The organism is Actinotalea sp. Marseille-Q4924 (assembly GCF_916618755.1).
Lineage (GTDB): Bacteria > Actinomycetota > Actinomycetes > Actinomycetales > Cellulomonadaceae > Actinotalea.
The window spans coordinates 65,202-80,760 of record NZ_CAKAKB010000001.1; the positions used below are offsets into that span (position 1 = coordinate 65,202).

Annotated in this window: 12 protein-coding genes; 7 read left to right on the plus strand and 5 right to left on the minus strand. The window is 72.8% G+C overall.

Annotation, left to right across the window (positions count from 1 at the left end; all coding sequences use genetic code 11):
- Positions 1-389: 389 nt before the first annotated feature.
- The gene (gene dnaB, locus LG379_RS00255) at positions 390-1,766 is read left to right on the plus strand and encodes a replicative DNA helicase (RefSeq protein ID WP_225752601.1); all 1,377 of its coding nucleotides are present in this window, start codon (positions 390-392) and stop codon (positions 1,764-1,766) included.
- A gap of 14 nt (positions 1,767-1,780) precedes the next feature.
- On the plus strand, positions 1,781-2,167 hold the full coding sequence (locus LG379_RS00260; protein WP_225752602.1) for a VOC family protein: 387 nt from the start codon (positions 1,781-1,783) through the stop codon (positions 2,165-2,167).
- A gap of 30 nt (positions 2,168-2,197) precedes the next feature.
- Here the strand turns inward: LG379_RS00260 and LG379_RS00265 are convergent, their stop codons facing one another.
- Positions 2,198-3,916 carry a gamma-glutamyltransferase gene (locus LG379_RS00265; RefSeq protein WP_225752603.1) on the minus strand — a complete coding sequence of 573 codons (1,719 nt, stop codon included), beginning with the start codon at positions 3,914-3,916 and terminating at the stop codon, positions 2,198-2,200.
- Between the two features lie 52 nt (positions 3,917-3,968).
- Positions 3,969-5,096: a DUF418 domain-containing protein gene (locus tag LG379_RS00270; RefSeq protein WP_225752604.1), complete on the minus strand. Its 1,128-nt coding sequence runs from the start codon at positions 5,094-5,096 to the stop codon at positions 3,969-3,971.
- A gap of 140 nt (positions 5,097-5,236) precedes the next feature.
- Here LG379_RS00270 and LG379_RS00275 point away from each other — a divergent pair, with 140 nt between their 5' ends.
- The 4 genes from LG379_RS00275 to LG379_RS00290 all read left to right on the plus strand — a co-directional run bounded on the left by LG379_RS00275 (position 5,237) and on the right by LG379_RS00290 (position 7,652).
- Positions 5,237-5,614: a helix-turn-helix transcriptional regulator gene (locus LG379_RS00275; protein WP_225752605.1), complete on the plus strand. Its 378-nt coding sequence runs from the start codon at positions 5,237-5,239 to the stop codon at positions 5,612-5,614.
- Positions 5,611-6,660 carry a permease gene (locus LG379_RS00280; RefSeq protein WP_225752606.1) on the plus strand — a complete coding sequence of 350 codons (1,050 nt, stop codon included), beginning with the start codon at positions 5,611-5,613 and terminating at the stop codon, positions 6,658-6,660. Before LG379_RS00275 ends, LG379_RS00280 begins: the two co-directional genes overlap by 4 nt.
- A gap of 55 nt (positions 6,661-6,715) precedes the next feature.
- A complete protein-coding gene (locus LG379_RS00285; protein ID WP_225752607.1) occupies positions 6,716-6,958 on the plus strand; it encodes a thioredoxin family protein in 243 nt (80 codons plus the stop codon).
- A 115-nt stretch (positions 6,959-7,073) separates the two neighbouring features.
- Positions 7,074-7,652, plus strand: a complete 579-nt coding sequence (locus LG379_RS00290) for a DUF305 domain-containing protein (RefSeq protein ID WP_225752608.1) — start codon at positions 7,074-7,076, stop codon at positions 7,650-7,652.
- A 9-nt stretch (positions 7,653-7,661) separates the two neighbouring features.
- On the opposite strand, the gene LG379_RS00295 is transcribed toward LG379_RS00290, so the two are convergent.
- Positions 7,662-8,924 carry an amidohydrolase gene (locus LG379_RS00295; RefSeq protein ID WP_225752609.1) on the minus strand — a complete coding sequence of 421 codons (1,263 nt, stop codon included), beginning with the start codon at positions 8,922-8,924 and terminating at the stop codon, positions 7,662-7,664.
- Positions 8,925-9,243: 319 nt separating this feature from the next.
- On the opposite strand from LG379_RS00295, the gene LG379_RS00300 reads away from it, so the two are divergent.
- Complete coding sequence (locus LG379_RS00300) at positions 9,244-10,302, plus strand: GNAT family N-acetyltransferase (protein WP_225752610.1); 1,059 nt, start codon at positions 9,244-9,246, stop codon at positions 10,300-10,302.
- Between the two features lie 28 nt (positions 10,303-10,330).
- On the opposite strand, the gene LG379_RS00305 is transcribed toward LG379_RS00300, so the two are convergent.
- Together LG379_RS00305 and LG379_RS00310 are read right to left on the minus strand one after the other, a co-directional pair.
- Complete coding sequence (locus tag LG379_RS00305) at positions 10,331-11,155, minus strand: type II CAAX prenyl endopeptidase Rce1 family protein (protein ID WP_370634403.1); 825 nt, start codon at positions 11,153-11,155, stop codon at positions 10,331-10,333.
- Positions 11,156-11,379: 224 nt separating this feature from the next.
- Entirely contained in the window at positions 11,380-15,417 is a 4,038-nt protein-coding gene (locus tag LG379_RS00310) for a carbohydrate binding domain-containing protein (RefSeq protein ID WP_225752612.1), read from the minus strand.
- Between the last annotated feature and the right edge of the window lie 142 nt (positions 15,418-15,559).

The window sequence follows — 15,559 nt, forward strand, 5'->3', positions numbered from 1 at the left end:
GGTGGTCGCCTGGCGGACCAGTTCCGGTCCACAGGCCGCCCGGGGCATCGGTGCAGGTCCGCGCCGTCTCCCACCGGTCGTCCCACGATGTCCACAGGTCTGTCCACCGCCTGTGCACAGACGAGTCGGACAGGGTCCACAGGCACCCGGGGCTTGTCCCCAGGCCGGTGCACAGGACGGAGGTCCCACCACTTGGAGGCGCGCCGGGACCGGGCCTAACGTCACGCGCGGCGACCGGTGACTGGTCCGGCGTGCCACCGAACGGCGTCGTCCTCGGACGCGGGCCGTGTCGGTGCTCCGCGGTAGGACGGGGACCAGGAACGGACGCACGACCGACGTCCGTCGCGACGGGCGGCGGTCGCCGGGGACGCAGTGGAGGTGGGCAGCGGTTGAGCATCGACGAGCTCGAGACGAGTCTCGGGGCACCCCGGCGGGAGCACTACGACCGGACCCCGCCCCAGGACATCGTGGCCGAGCAGTCGGTGCTCGGCGGCATGATGCTCTCCAAGGACGCGATCGCCGACGTCGTCGAAGAGGTCAAGGGCACGGACTTCTACCGTCCCTCCCACGAGATGGTCTACGACGCGATCCTCGACCTCTACGGCCGGGGTGAGCCGGCGGACGCCGTCACGGTGGCGGCGGAGCTGACCAAGCGCGGCGAGATCGGCCGCGTCGGCGGGGCCCCCTACCTCCACACGCTCATCTCGATGGTGCCCACCGCGGCCAATGCCGGCTACTACGCCCGCATCGTGCGGGAGCGGGCGGTGCTGCGTCGCCTGGTCGAGGCCGGCACGCGCATCGTCCAGCTCGGCTACGCGGCCGACGGCGGGGACGTCGAGGAGCTCGTCAACAACGCCCAGGCGGAGATCTACGCCGTCTCGGAGAACCGCACGAGCGAGGACTACCTGCCGCTCTCCGAGATCATCAACGGGGCGATGGAGGAGATCGAGGCCGCGAGCAACCGCGGCGAGGGCATGGTCGGCGTGCCGACCGGCTTCTCGGACCTCGACCGCCTGACGAACGGCCTGCACCCCGGGCAGATGGTCGTCATCGCCGCACGACCGGCGATGGGCAAGTCGACGATGGGGCTGGACGTCCTCCGGTCCGCGGCCATCCGGCACAACATGGCGTCGGTGATCTTCTCCCTCGAGATGAGCCGCAACGAGATCACGATGCGTCTGCTCTCCGCCGAGGGCCGCGTACCCCTGCAGAACATGCGCAAGGGCACCATGCGCGACGAGGACTGGCAGCGCCTGGCCTCGACGATGGGCAAGGTCTCCCAGGCGCCGCTGTTCATCGACGACTCGCCGAACATGTCGCTCATGGAGATCCGCGCGAAGTGCCGGCGGCTCAAGCAGCGGCACGACCTCAAGCTCGTCGTCATCGACTACCTGCAGCTCATGAGCTCCGGCAAGCGCGTCGAGTCCCGCCAGCAGGAGGTCTCGGAGTTCTCGCGTGCGCTGAAGCTCCTCGCCAAGGAGCTCGAGGTCCCGGTCATCGCGATCTCACAGCTGAACCGCGGCGCGGAGCAGCGCACGGACAAGCGGCCGCAGATGAGCGACCTGCGCGAGTCCGGCGCGATCGAGCAGGACGCGGACGTCATCATCCTGCTGCACCGCGAGGACGCCTACGAGAAGGAGTCGCCGCGCGCCGGCGAGGCCGACATCATCGTCGCCAAGCACCGCAACGGGCCGACGGACAACATCGTCGTCGCGTTCCAGGGCCACTACGCCCGGTTCGTCGACATGGCGCCCGAAGGCATGTGACCCAAGGAGGAACGGTGCACCGCAGCCGGCTGTCCACGATCCTCATCGACGTGCCGTCGCCCGACGTCGACGCCGCCCGCGCGTTCTGGTCACGCGCCCTCGGCGTCGAGGCGAGGCCCGTCCCGGGGGAGGAGCAGTACACGACGCTCGTCGGCGCCCTGCCGGGCCTCGTCACCGCGGTCCAGGAGATCCACGACGACGCCCCACGGTTCCACGTCGACATCGAGACCGACGACGTCGCCGCGGAGACCGCCCGGCTGACGGTCCTCGGGGCGGTCGAGATCGCCGCGTGGCTCGAGTGCCGCACGCTCCGGGCCCCGGGCGGTCACCTGCTCTGCGTCATCCCGCTCCACTCGCCGGAGGAGGAGTTCGCGGCGCGTGCGACCGTGTGGGAGGACTAGGACGAGCGGCACGACGGCGCGTCGGGCGGGCTAGGGACGCGGGTCGCCGACGGCTGTCTCGACACCGGCGGATCGCCTCGTGTCCGCCACCCCGTGGACGGTGCGTGCCTCCCAGTCGACCTCGAGCGCCTGGACCGATCCGTAGCTCGCCCGGCTCCCGGGGGGCGTCACCCGGACCGCGTAGCCGCGGGCCTCGAGCTCCGCGCGGAGGCGGTCGGACTCCAGTCGCATCTGCCCACCGGTCAGCATGAACCGCTCGGCGGGCACGGCCTCCTCCAGGTCCTGCCCGTGCAGCGCCCAGAGCGACACGACCTGCGCCGTGGTGTTCGGGATCTGACCGCCTCCCGGCGTGCCGATGACGAGCGCCGGACGGTCCTGCCCGTCGAGGAGCATCGACGGCGAGCTCCACGTGACCGACCGTCGCCCGGGCGCGGGGGTGTTCGCGTCGGTCGCGCCGATGTCGCTGAACCGTTCCAGCTGGTCGTTCATGAAGAAGCCCGCGACGTACTGCCCCGAGCCCCAGTAGTTGGTGATCGTGTTGGTCATGGACACGGCCATCCCGTCGGCGTCGACCACCGAGATGTGTGTCGTGTTCGCGGCACCCTCGTAGGGCACGCCGGTGGCCGTCCGGGCCGCGTCGCCCAGTCCCGCGGCGATCGCGGCGTTCGCCTGCGGGTCGGTGAGCTGCTCGACGGGGACGTCCACGAACGCGGGGTCGCCGAACGACCGCTGCACCGACTCCTCCGCGACCTGCCACGCTCGCGACTGCAGCTCCACGAAGTCCGCAGACGCGGGGTCGACACCACCGATGCCTGAGGCCTCCGCGATCTGGAGCATCTGGATGATCGCGGCTCCCGGGAGCGCCGGAGCGCCCGAGAGCATCGTGTAGTCCCCGACCGGCCCCCGTGCCGGTGCCGACTCCTGGACGGCGTACGCCGAGAGGGACTGCGGGTCGATGCCCTCGACCGCCGAGAGCGCGGGCACGAGCGACCCGGTGTAGAACGCGTCGGGTCCTTCCGTGGCGAGCGTCCGCATGGTCGAGGCGAGCTCCGCCTGCACGAGCGTGTCGCCCTCCCGCAGGGGGGACCCGTCGGGGCGGTTGAAGTGCGGCAGCCCGGATGTCACCGCCCGTCCCGGCTCACCGCCGATCGTCCCGGCCAGGTAGCCCGAGACGGGCCCGCCGGCCTCCGCGATCCGGATGGCAGGCTCCAGGAGGGCAGCCCACTCCAGCGTCCCGTGCTGCTCGTGCAGCCGTGCCATGCCGGCCACGAATCCCGGGATCCCGGTGCCGCTCGCCGGGACGGTGCCCGTGACGTCGACGACCTCCCGGTAGTCGTAGTTCAGGGCCTGGCCGTCGGCGACGACGATCGACGCCCCGCCACCGCCGATGCCCGACGACGCCGGCTGCATCACCGCGTCCGCGAAGGCCGCGGCGACGGCGGCGTCCACCGCGGTCCCGCCCTGCTCCAGGGCCTCCATCCCGGCGCGGGTCGCCAGCGGATGACCCGAGCTGACGCCGTAGGCACCGAGGGCGGCCGGCTCGGGAGTGGGGGTCGGCGTCGGCGTCGGCGCGTCCTCGACCGGTGACGGCGACGTGCCGACCGGCGGCTCCTCCGGGGCCCGCTCCGGCGTCGTGCAGCCGGCCACGAGCAGCAGCGCACCACCCGCGGCCCAGCGCCGCAGCGCGTCGCGCCTCGCCGGGCGCGTGCTCGTCGCGGACGCGGTGTGACGGCGTCGACCTCGGATCATCGGCGAAGGGCTCCTCGAACAGGCTGCAGAGACGATGGCGGTGGACGGGCTCTCAGGCGGCGGTGCGCAGCCACGAGGCCCGCAGGACCCACTCGAGCGGCCCGACCTCGGTGACACGGCGCCACACCACGGCCAGCCCGAGGAAGGACGCGATCATGAGTGCGCTCACGGCCGCACCGCGGGCGAGGGTGAAGCCGTCGGCGGGCGTGAGCAGTGCCAGAACGAGGACGTGGAGCACGTAGAGGGTCAGGGCCAGTCGCCCCGCGGCCACGAGCGGACCCGCGACCCGGGCACCGCGGGCGCCGAGGAGCACGAGGCCGGCGACGACGGCGAGCGCACCACCGACGCTGCTGACGAGCCACAACGGCATCTGACCGTGGGCTGCCCCGGTGAGCAGCCGCGCGGCGCCGACGTCGCCGTCGCGATCCAGGATGCTCATGGACACGAGGCTGAGGCCGAAGGCCACGACCGCGGCCACCGTGCCCCACACCACCAGGCGCGCGAGCACCCCTCGGTCGCGCAGGTCGAGGCGGGAGAACCACAGACCGACCAGGAACGGGACGCACCACGTCACCAGCGGGTAGCGCCCCGAGAGGACGAGGCCGTGCAGCACCTCGGCGACCGGGTTGCCCAGCTCGAGCGGCGGACCCGAGTGGTGGTCGCGGCCCGCGGCCATGAGGTGCGAGACGTAGAGGACGGGTCCCACCACCGTCATCGCCAGCGCGAGACCGAGCAGCACGGCCCGGGGCGCCCGGTGGACCAGGAGCGCGAGGAGGAACAGCACGCCGTACACCGGCAGGATCACCGACACGTCGTCGGTCAGTCGCTGGAGGGCGAGCCCGCCGAGGAGGAGGACGGCCGCACGCCACACCACCACGCGCCACTGCCGCCCTGCGCCCGGTCGCGGTCGCAGCATCAGGCCCATCCCGATCCCGGCGATGACGACGAAGAGCACGGAGGCGCGCCCGTACGGCAGGAGGTACAGGCGGTGCAGCAGGCCATCCGCCTCGACCGGCCCGACGTTGACGACGATCATGCCGATGAGCGCCAGACCCCGCGCCGCGTCGATGCCCGTCAGCCGCTGGGTCGGGGCCGTGGCGCCGGCCCGCCCGGGGACGTCGAGGGCCGGCACCGGCGCGCTCGCCCGCGCCGTGGTCGAGCTGTCGGTGGCCTCAGCCATGCGCTCTCTCCCGCTCCCGGTCGCCGCGGACCTTGATCGAGCGTAGGTGGGTGGCCGCCGTCCGGCTCGCCGACCACCCACACCGGCGTGCGGACGTTCGTCCCAGGGCTGCGCCCCGCCGGGCACCTAACGTCTCAAGCATGGCTGGATCATCGGTCGTTGAATCGACCGGGTCACCGGCCGGACCTGCGACCCGGTCGGCGTCCGACGACGACGCTCTCACGCTCCTCCAGGCGGTCGCCGACCCTGTCCGCTGGGCGGTCGTGACCGTCCTCACGGACGGCCCCCTGTGCGTGTGCGACATCAAGGAGCGGGTGCCCGTCCCGGGGAACCTCCTCAGCTACCACCTCAAGGTCCTGCGCACGTCGGGCCTGGTGAGCGCGTCGCGCCGCGGCCGCTGGGTCGACTACGCCCTCGCCGACGACGCCCGCGCCCGCCTCGTCGCCGCGCTCCCGGTCCCCGGCGCGGCCGCCGCGAGCGGCGGATCCTCGAGCGGCGGATCCTCGAGCCGACCGTGACCGTCGCCGAGCACCTGCGCGCCCGCACGCCCACGCGGCGCTGGGTGAGCCTCGCCGCCGCGGCTGCGGTATGGCTCGCGCTGTACCGGGTCAACCGCCCGCTGTGGGACTGGGTCGTCGGCGACGTCGTCGGGCTCGACCTGGGCAGCCGGCTCGGGTCCGGCGTGCACTTCTTCCTCTACGACACCGTGAAGATCGCGCTGCTGCTGGTGGGGATCATCTTCGTGGTCACGGTGCTGCGCTCGTTCATGAGCGTGGAGCGCACGCGCGCCCTGCTCGGCGGGAAGCGCGAGGGTGTCGGCAACGTCATGGCGGCCGGGCTCGGCGTCGTCACGCCGTTCTGCTCGTGCAGCGCCGTCCCGGCCTTCATCGGCTTCGTCGCCGCCGGCGTCCCCGTCGGGGTGACGCTCAGCTTCCTCATCGCCAGCCCGCTGGTGAACGAGGTGGCCGTCGTCCTCCTGCTCGGGCTCTTCGGCCCCGGCGCCGCCCTGCTCTACCTGGCCGCCGGCCTGACGATCGCCGTGGTCGCCGGCTTCCTGCTCGGACGGCTCCGGCCGGAGCGATGGGTGGAGCCCTTCGTGTTCGAGACCCGCCTCGGCGGTCGGCTCGTGGACTCCACGGCCGGGCTCGACTGGGACGACCGCATCCAGATGGGCGTCGAGGAGGTGCTGACGATCCTGCGGAAGATCTGGCCGTTCCTCCTCGTCGGCATCGGGATCGGCGCCGCCATCCACGGCTGGGCGCCGGAGGACTTCTTCGCCCGGTACGCGGGCGCGGACAACCCGCTCGCCGTCGTCCTCGCCGTCGCCATCGGCATCCCGCTGTACTCGAACGCCGCCGGCGTCATGCCGCTCGTGCAGGCCCTGTACGACAAGGGTCTGCCGATGGGGACGCTGCTGGCCTTCATGATGGCGGTCGTCGCGCTGAGCCTCCCCGAGCTCGTCCTGCTGCGCCGCGTCCTCCGGCCGCAGCTCATCGCGGCGTTCGTCGCCGTCGTCGGGACCGGGATCGTCGCCGTCGGCTACCTCTTCAACGCCGTCCTGTGACGCGCGCCCCCCACCGGCCCGCCGCCCCCAGCACCCCCACCGCGAGGAGAGCACCGTGAACATCAAGATCCTCGGCCCCGGCTGCGCCAACTGCGCGGCCCTGGAGCGCGTGACCCGCGAGGCCGTCGACTCCCTGGGCCTCGACGCGCGCATCGAGAAGGTGACGGACTACCCGACCATCGTCGGCTACGGCGTGATGCGGACGCCCGCGCTCGTCGTGGACGAGGAGGTCGTCGTCTCCGGCCGGGTACCGACGGCCGCCCGCGTGCGGGAGCTCATCGCCCCCCTCGTCGGCTGAGCCGAACATCGTCTTCAGGTCTTCATGGGCGCCGTTGGGCACCCAGGGTGCGGTCACGGGCTGATCTGCCTAGCGTCAAGAACGTCCACAGTGCAGGCCAGGAAGGAGCGGACCGGTGTCGACAGCGGAGCCCGAGGGCCGTCACGTCACGCACGACGGCCACATGGCGGGCATGTACCTGCGCTTCGCCGCCATGATCCTCACCGGCATGGTGGTCATGTACTTCGTGATGTTCGTCGGCTCGTGGGAGTGGAGCCACATCCGCTTCAGCCAGAGCCGCGTCTTCATGGCGATCACCATGGGCGGCGCCATGGGGCTGGTGATGCTCGCGTGGATGCTGACCATGTACAAGAGCACGAAGGCGAACATCGCCGTCGTCGTCGCCAGCCTCGTGCTGCTCGGGGGCGGCGCGGCACTGGACCGGAGCCAGGCGACGGTCGGCGACTCCGCCTTCATGAGCGGGATGATCCCGCACCACTCCCTGGCCATCACCCGCTCGGAGCGCGCACAGATCGAGGACGTCCGCGTCTGCGAGCTGGCGGTCGCGATCAGCGAGGCGCAGCGGCGCGAGATCGACGAGATGGAGTGGCTCATCCAGGACATCGCCGAGAACGGGATCGCCTCCACGCCCGAGGAGGCGCAGGCGCGGCCGATCCCGGAGTTCCCCGCGTCGGCCCTGCGCGACTGCCCCTGATCCCGACGCTCACCCTCGCCGCAGGCGCTCCGCCCGCTCGACGACCCGCCCGACGCCCGCCGCGCCGTCCCAGGAGTACACCGACACCCCGTCGATGAAGACCTGCTCCGCCCGCGAGGCGACGTCCAGCGGGTCACCGGACCACACGACGACGTCGGCGTCCAGGCCGGGCCGCAGCGCACCCACCCGGTCGCCGAGCCCCATCATCTGCGCCGGGTTCACCGTCAGCGCCTGGAGAGCGACCTCGGCGGGCAGGCCCTCCTTCACGGCCAGCGTGGCCTGGTGCACGAGGAAGTTGATGGGCACGACGGGATGGTCTGTCGTGATCGCGACGCGCACGCCGGCCTCGACCAGGCGCGCCAGGTGCGCGATGGCCCGGTCCCGCAGCTCCACCTTCGACCGGCTCGTGAACATCGGCCCGAACACCACGGGGATGTCCTTCTCGGCCAGGACGTCCGCGATCTTGTGACCCTCCGTGCCGTGGTTGACGACGAGCCGGCACCCGAACTCCTCGGCGAGGCGGATCGCGGTGGCGATGTCGTCGTGCCGGTGGCAGTGCTGGTCCCACAGCAGCTCCCCGTCGAGCACCCGGACGAGCGTCTCCAGGCCCAGGTCCCGCGCGAACGGCTCACCCTTGCGCTCGGCGGCCTCCCGCGCGGCGCGGTAGTGCTGCGCCTTGGTGAACGCCTCCCGGATCACGAGCGACACGCCCAGGCGGGTCGACGGCAGCTGCTTGCGGTCCCTGTAGACGCGCTTCGGGTTCTCTCCCAGCGCCGACTTCACGCTGACCGCGGCGCGGATGACCTGCTCGTCCACCGTGCGACCGCCCCAGCTCTTGATCGCGACGCTCTGCCCGCCGATGGGGTTGCCGGAGCCCGGCTTGACCACGATGGCCGTCACGCCGCCCGCGAGGGCGTCGCGGAACCCCTCGTCGTCGATGTTGATCCCGTCGATCGCGCGGACGGCGGCGCGGTCCGGGTCGGTCAGCTCGTTGACGTCGTCGCCGGCGACGCCCTCGCCCTCCTCCCAGATCCCGACGTGCCCGTGCGCCTCGACGAAGCCGGGGAGCACCCAGCGTCCGGTCGCGTCCACCCGGTGCGTGCCGTCCGGGACGGTGACATCGGCGCCGACGGCGACGATGCGGCCCCCCTCGACGAGGACCGTCCCGTTCTCGACGGGCGGCCCGCTCACCGGGACGACGTAGCCGCCGGTGATCGCGATGCGACGGGGTGTGGTGGCGGGCTCCGGGGCGCTGACGGTGACGTGGCTCATGCCCTCACCGTAGGCACGGATGCCGCCGACCGGTCGGATCGCGTGCCGTCGTCGGTTCCGACCGCCCGGCCGGGCTCGTGACGCGCCCGCCGTCGGGAGCCCGACGTCGCGGGAATCGGCTGGATCCTGGGCGCCCACCGGAGGAGCCTCGGAGGATGCCGTCGTCGCCCACCGTTCCTGACGGGCTCGTCCTCCGGACCGCCCGCCCCGCCGACCTCGACCAGATCGGTGCGCTGCTGGCCGACCGCGGGGAGGACGTCGACGCCCTCGACCACCGGCTGGCCGTGGAGGACCGGATCTCGGGTGGGACGCGTGCGCCGTGGTCGTCGACGGGGACCGGGTCGTCTCGACCGCCCTCCTGCTGGACGAGACGGTGCGCATCGGGGACGTCGTCGTGCCGGCCGGTCAGGTCGAGCTCGTCGCGACGGACCGCGCGTACGAGGGCCGGGGCCTGGTCCGGGCACTCATGGGGTGGGCGCACGAGCGCTCCGCCGCCCGCGGCCACCTGCTCCAGGTCATGATCGGGATCCCGTACTTCTACCGGCTCTTCGGCTACGAGTACGTCATCGACATCCCCCGGGCCCGCGCGCTCGCGGACCCCCCGACGGCTGCGGGGGCGCTCGCCCTGCGCGGTGCGACGCGCGCCGACCTGCCCGCGCTCGCGGCCCTCCAGGACGCCGCGCAGTCGGCGTACGACGTCGCCGTGCCCCACCCGTCGGCCCGGCGTCGGTGGCTCCTCGAGCACGACGCGTCCACGACATGGGTGGTCGAGCGCGACGGCGTCGTCGTCGGCACGGTGCGCACCGGAGCCGCCGAGGAGGGCGCCGAGGACGTGCTCGTCGCGGAGCCGGCCGCGGCCGACCCGGCCGCCGCCCACCTCCTGCTGCGCGCCGCCGTCGGCCGCTTCCCGGGTGCGACGCTGCACGTGGTGCACCGCCCGCTCGCCGTGACCGGCCGGGCGTGGGGGTCCCTGCTCGCGCCCCCGGGGGAGACGGCCGAGCAGTACTACGTCCGCCTCGACCACCCCGAGCGCCTCCTCGACGCGCTGCGCCCGCTGCTCGGCGCACGGCTGCGCGCGGCGGGCCTGCAGCGTCGCGAGGTGGTCCTGTCGACGTTCGGCCGGCACTACCGCATGACCGTCGCCGACGACGGCGCGCTGGGCCCGGTCGCCGTCGGCGGCCCGATGCAAGACCCCGGTGCGCACGGCGCCGCGGGGGTCGCCCCGACCCACCTCGCCGACCTGCTGCTGGGTCCGCTCGGGATGCACGGGCTCGCCCGTCGCCGCCCCGACGTCTACCCGGGACGCGACGTCGAGCTCTTCGAGGCGCTCTTCCCGCCCATGACGGCGGACCTGCTCACCTACTACCTGCCGTGGTGACGTGCGGGTCCGCGACCGGCCACGCGGGTCAGTAGACGAAGATCGGGAAGAGGTGGGGGTTGTTCGCGTGCACGATCGCCATGAAGACGATCGCGTCGAACAGCAGGTGCACGACCAGCACGAGGGTCAGCGACCGCGTGCGCGTGAAGATGAGGCCCTGGAGGAGGGCGAACGGGATCGTCAGCAACGGCCCCCACTCGCGGTAGCCGAGCTCCCACAGGAACGACACGAAGATCGCCGTCTGCAGCAGGTTGGCCTGCCAGGGGCGGAAGTGCCGCAGCAGCAGGGCGAAGCACAGGCAGATGAAGAACAGCTCGTCCCACGTGCCGACGGCGTTGACGCCGACGAAGAACCGGCCCAGCTCGCTCGGTGAGGTGATGTCCGGCCAGTTCCGGTACGCGCCCGAGCTGATGAAGTAGAACGGCAGGATCGCCCAGCCGAGCAGCGGCACGGCGACGATGTAGGCCTTCTCGCTGCGCGGCCAGCGGTTGCCCGTGCGCCACGGGAACCGGATGGCGCGACGCCGGTAGACGAACCGGTCCACGAGGAACGGCACGAGCACGGCGAGCGTCAGCGCCGTGCCGATCGCGAAGAACCGCGGCCACGAGACGTCGGCCGCCATCGACGTCGTGCTGACGATCGCGACCCCGAGGCCGATGAGGACCAGGTCCTTCGCGAGCGGTCGGTCGACGAGCCAGGCCGCGGCGAGGCTGAGCACGAGGACGACGTACCCGAGCGGTCGCAGGTGCACCCCGAACAGCAGGACCGCGGACGCCGAGACACCGGCGGCCGGCGCGAGCTTCCACGAGAGCGCGGGCGGGGCCTCGGTGGCGGGGAGCGTCGTCGCGGGCACCGACACAGGATGCCCTGCGGGAGCGCGATCACGAACCGCTGGTCCGGGGTGCGCGGGGAGGTCGTGGTCCGGATGCCGGAGGCGGGGCTCCCCGCGACAGGGACCGTGACGGTCCCGGACGCAGCGGAGCCCCGCGCCGGACGCGAGGTCCGGACGCGGGGCTCCGTGGGACGACGACGGCGCGCCGTCGGTCAGCTGTCCGTCAGCCGTCCGTCAGCAGGGCATCAGCGCCTCAGCGGCGCCCCGCCCGTCGGACGTCCCGGCGTGGTGGCGCCGGTGTCGGTGCGCTCACCCGCCGTCGGCCCGCCCGGGCCGAACCGGCCGCCCGGACCGGCCGGCTCACCCGGCCCGCCCGGGCCGAAGGGACCGCCGGGCCCGAACGGCCCGCCCGGGCCGAAGATCCCACCCGGTCCCCACGGGGGACCGGACGGCTCCGGCTCCTCCGAGCCGCCGTCGACCACGCCCAGCGTGACCCGGTCGAGCAGCACCTCGTCGCCGGCCGCGACCGAGTCGCCGAGGTCCAGGCCGTAGCCGTGCACCGCCGTCAGGGTCAGGCCGTTGTCCGGCGCGCCCTCGGGCTGGTCCGCGGACCGCTCGAAGTCGGCGAACGGGATGCTGATCTGCTGCCAGCCGGCCTCGTCGTCGACGAAGGTCGCCTCGAAGCGCTCAGCGGTGTCCGGTGCCTGCTCCACCGAGATGTAGTCGATGAGGTAGGACGCGGGCAGCTGGAGGTCGTCGGCGATGGTGCCGCCGAAGTTGCCCCCGATCGCCAGGTTCGCGATGAGGAAGAACGGGTGCTCGAACACCCACTCCGACCCGGCGGGCAGGTCCGCCGGGGTCACCTGGTGGAACTGCTCGCCGTCCATGAACCAGGTGATCTTGTAGGGCTCCCACTCGACCGTGAAGGTGTGGAAGTCGTCCGCGAAGGACGTGCCCTCCGGCAGGTAGACCCGGCCGTCGATCGACTGGCCGCCGGAGTACCCGGGGCCGTGGATCGTGCCGAACGCCTCGTTCGGCATGCCGTTGTCGCCCTCGACGTGCTCCATGATGTCGATCTCGCCGGTCTGCGGCCATCCCACGTCGAGGAAGTCGTTGCCGAGCGTCCAGAACGCCGGCCACAGGCCCTCGCCGCCCGGGACCTTGACCCGGGCCTCGATCCGGCCGTGCAGGAACTCCTGCTTGTCCATGGTCGAGATGCGCGCCGACGTGTAGTCGCACGCCACGTTGCTCGAGGAGCACCACAGGGACTCGTCGGTGTTCTCGCGCAGCTGGATCTCGAGGTTGCCCTCGCCGTCCTGCCACACGTTCTCGTCACCCGGCGTGTAGAACTGCGACTCCTGGTTGCCCCAGCCCCAGCCGCCGGTCTCGTTCGACCACGACGTCGGGTCCACCGGCGTGCCGGCGGGGGCGTCGAAGTCGTCGAAGTAGACGCGCTCGGTCCAGCCCTCGGGGCCGGGGTCCGGGGCGTCGTCGTCGCGCAGGTCCACCGTGACCGGCTCCCCGCTGCCCGTGCCCCGGTACCAGAACGTCAGGCCGTCGCTGCCCGACCAGTCCTGCGGCTGGGCGAAGTCGCGGCGCACGGTCGCGCCCGGCTCCTCGACGGTGATGCGGGCGACGCCCTCGTCGGCCGCCTGGCCCGGGTAGGCCAGGGCGCCGTCGGCGGGCACGCGGATCGTGTCGAGGACCGAGCCCTCGGCGCGCCACAGGCCCGCCTCGTCCTCGAAGTCCTCGATCAGCGCGGGGTCGCGGACGTCGTCGTCCTCGATGGTGATGCTGGCGAACCGCGCGAACGGGCTGAGCTCGCCCGGGCCGGTCACGCCCGAGAGCGCCACCTGGACGGTCTTGTCGAGCTCGGCCTTGTCGTCGTCGGGCAGCTCGACCGAGAAGGTCTTCTCCGTCTCGCCGGGGGCGAACTCGAGGGTGCCGCTCGTGGCGACGTAGTCGCGGCCGAGCGCGGCCGGGACGTCCTCGGTCCGCGTGCGGTCCGTGCTGTCCAGCGTGGCGTAGTCGACCGTGACGGTCTCCTGCGCCGGGCGACCGAGCGTGACGGTGACCGTCTGGGGTGCGCCCTCCGCGGCCTGGTAGACACCGCGGTCGAAGCCGACGAGCAGCGGCACGTCGGCGAGGCTCGCGCCCCATCGGGCGACCCGGTCGACGAGGTACTGCTGCGAGCCGGTCGTCTGCGCGACGCCGATCGCGTAGCCGTGGACCTCGTCCAGCGTGAAGCCGTCGTTCGGGGCACCGTTGCCGATGTCCTTGCGCGAGAAGTCGGCCCACTCGAGCTCGACGAACCGCCAGCCGACGACGTCGTCCGTGACCGTCGCGCTGTAGCGCTCGGCGTCGTCGCGGGTCGAGCCCTCGCCGCGGTTCTCGATGACGTCGACGTAGACCTGGTCGCCCGTGCCCTGGCCGAGCAGCCAGAAGTTCAGGCCCTCCGAGTCGCTCCAGTCCTGGGGCGTCCAGACGCCGTCGGACGCGAACGCGTGGGACACGCCCGCCCAGCTGCCGGCGGGGACGTCGAGCGTGAGGCCGAGGGCGCTGTTGCCGTCCTCGGCGCCCGGCCGCGCGGCCGTGCGCTCGTCGGTGACGACCTCCGCGGTCACGGCGCCGCCGTTGCCGGAGTAGGTCTGGAAGCCCAGGCCGAGGCCGTTCGCGTCCGTGCCGGAGGGCAGGCCGCCCTCGTACTCGAACTCGTCGATGACCGTCTCGGGGACGGTGAGGGAGACGTCCTCGAGGTACCAGGTGGTCTCGTTCGGCACGGCGGTCGCGCCGATCGCCCAGCCGTGGACGGCCGTCAGGTTGAGGCCGTCGTTGGGTGCGCCGTTGCCGATCTCCTTGCGCGTGAAGGTGCTGAACGGGAGCTCGACGTACGTCCAGCCGACCGTGTCGTCGGTGAAGACGACGCTGTGCCGCTCGGCGTCATCGGTGGTGGAGCCCGGGTTGCGGTTGTCCAGCAGATCCACGAAGAGCGACCGGCCGCTGTTGGTGCCGTAGAACCAGAAGGACAGGCCGTCGTAGCGGCTCCAGTCCTGCGGGGTCCACGCGCCGCCCGGCTCGCCCAGCTTCTGGGTGACGCCCGCGAAGGACGGCGCCTGCATGGTCAGGCGCAGGGCCGTGTCCCCGGCGTCGCTGCCGGGGGCCGGCGACGGCGGGAGCTCCGCCGCGCCGGACACGGTCGCGGTCGGGTCGGCGAAGAACTCGTACCCGCCGGTGACGCCGTCGGGCGTCACGGGCAGCGGTCCCGCGGTGTCGAAGCCCTCGACGAGCCGGGTGTTGTCCCAGACCGGCTGGGCCTCGGCGGCGTCGTCGTCGCGGAGGGTCAGGGTGTGGGTCGCCGTGCCCAGAGTGGCGGACCCGCCCGACGGGTTCGACAGCGTGAGCGTGAGGCTCTCGTTGCCCTCGACGTCCGTGTCCTGGAGGGTCGCGACCTGCACTGACGCGGTCGTGGCGCCGGCAGGGACCGTCACGGTGCCCGCGGCGGCGGTGTAGTCCTGCCCGGCCGTCGCGGTGCCGTCCGCGGTCGTCCAGTCGACCGTGACGTCCTCGGTCGCGGCGACGCTGAGGCGCACCTCGACGGTCGCGGTGCCGCCCTCCGTCACGCCACTCGTCGCCGCCGCGAACCGGACCACGGGGGCGACGTCGGCACCGGCGTACCAGGCGACGTCGTCGACCTTCCAGGTCACCGGGCCCGATGTCGAGACCACGGGGAAGATGAAGCCCGGCAGAGCGGTGGTGCTGAGCGTCCGGTCGGCGTCGGCCTCGTTGAAGTCCGTGGCGTAGGTGTACGCCGTGAACGGGATCTGGACCAGGCGCCACCCGGTCCAGTCGTCGGTCAGCTGGTGGTCGAAGCGCTCGCCGTCCGTGCCGTCGATCAGCTCGGACTGGAACACCGCGCCGCTGCCGGTGCCGTGCATCCACAGCTGGAGGCCGTCGAACGCGGAGGCGTCCTGCGGGGAGGCGAAGTTCTGCCCCCATCCGGCGAAGCCGGCCGGCACGTCGGCGCCGACGGACAGGACCGTCGTCGGCTCGGTCTGCCCGGGGCGCGCGAGCGCGTCCCCCGGCGCGACGGTCTCCACGCCGAAGCCGGCGCCACCACCGTTCCCGCCGTACGTGTAGAACCCGGCGCCGCCGAGCTGCTCGTTCGTGAGGCCCTCGAAGTCCGCGAGGACGGAGACCGTCGCCGCGGCGGCCGGTGCCGAGAGGGCCAGGGACAGTCCGGTGACGGGGACGAGTCCCGCTGCGATCCACCTTCGTCGTGCCACGTTGCTCCACCTTTGGAGTCGCCTGCCGCGCGGCGTCGCGCGGGCCCGAGGGGGACGGGTCAACGCAGTATTGCGCCCCGTCGACGAAAATGGAACCGGTCTCAGAGAGCGGTCTCACGTGCTGAGAGAGCGTTCTCTCGGG

Coding starts and splice junctions, on each gene's coding strand:
- LG379_RS00275 (WP_225752605.1), top strand. CDS start 5,237: ATGGCTGGATCATCGGTCGTTGAATCGACCGGGTCACCGGCCGGACCT.
- LG379_RS00295 (WP_225752609.1), bottom strand. CDS start 8,924: ATGAGCCACGTCACCGTCAGCGCCCCGGAGCCCGCCACCACACCCCGT.
- LG379_RS00265 (WP_225752603.1), bottom strand. CDS start 3,916: ATGATCCGAGGTCGACGCCGTCACACCGCGTCCGCGACGAGCACGCGC.
- LG379_RS00270 (WP_225752604.1), bottom strand. CDS start 5,096: ATGGCTGAGGCCACCGACAGCTCGACCACGGCGCGGGCGAGCGCGCCG.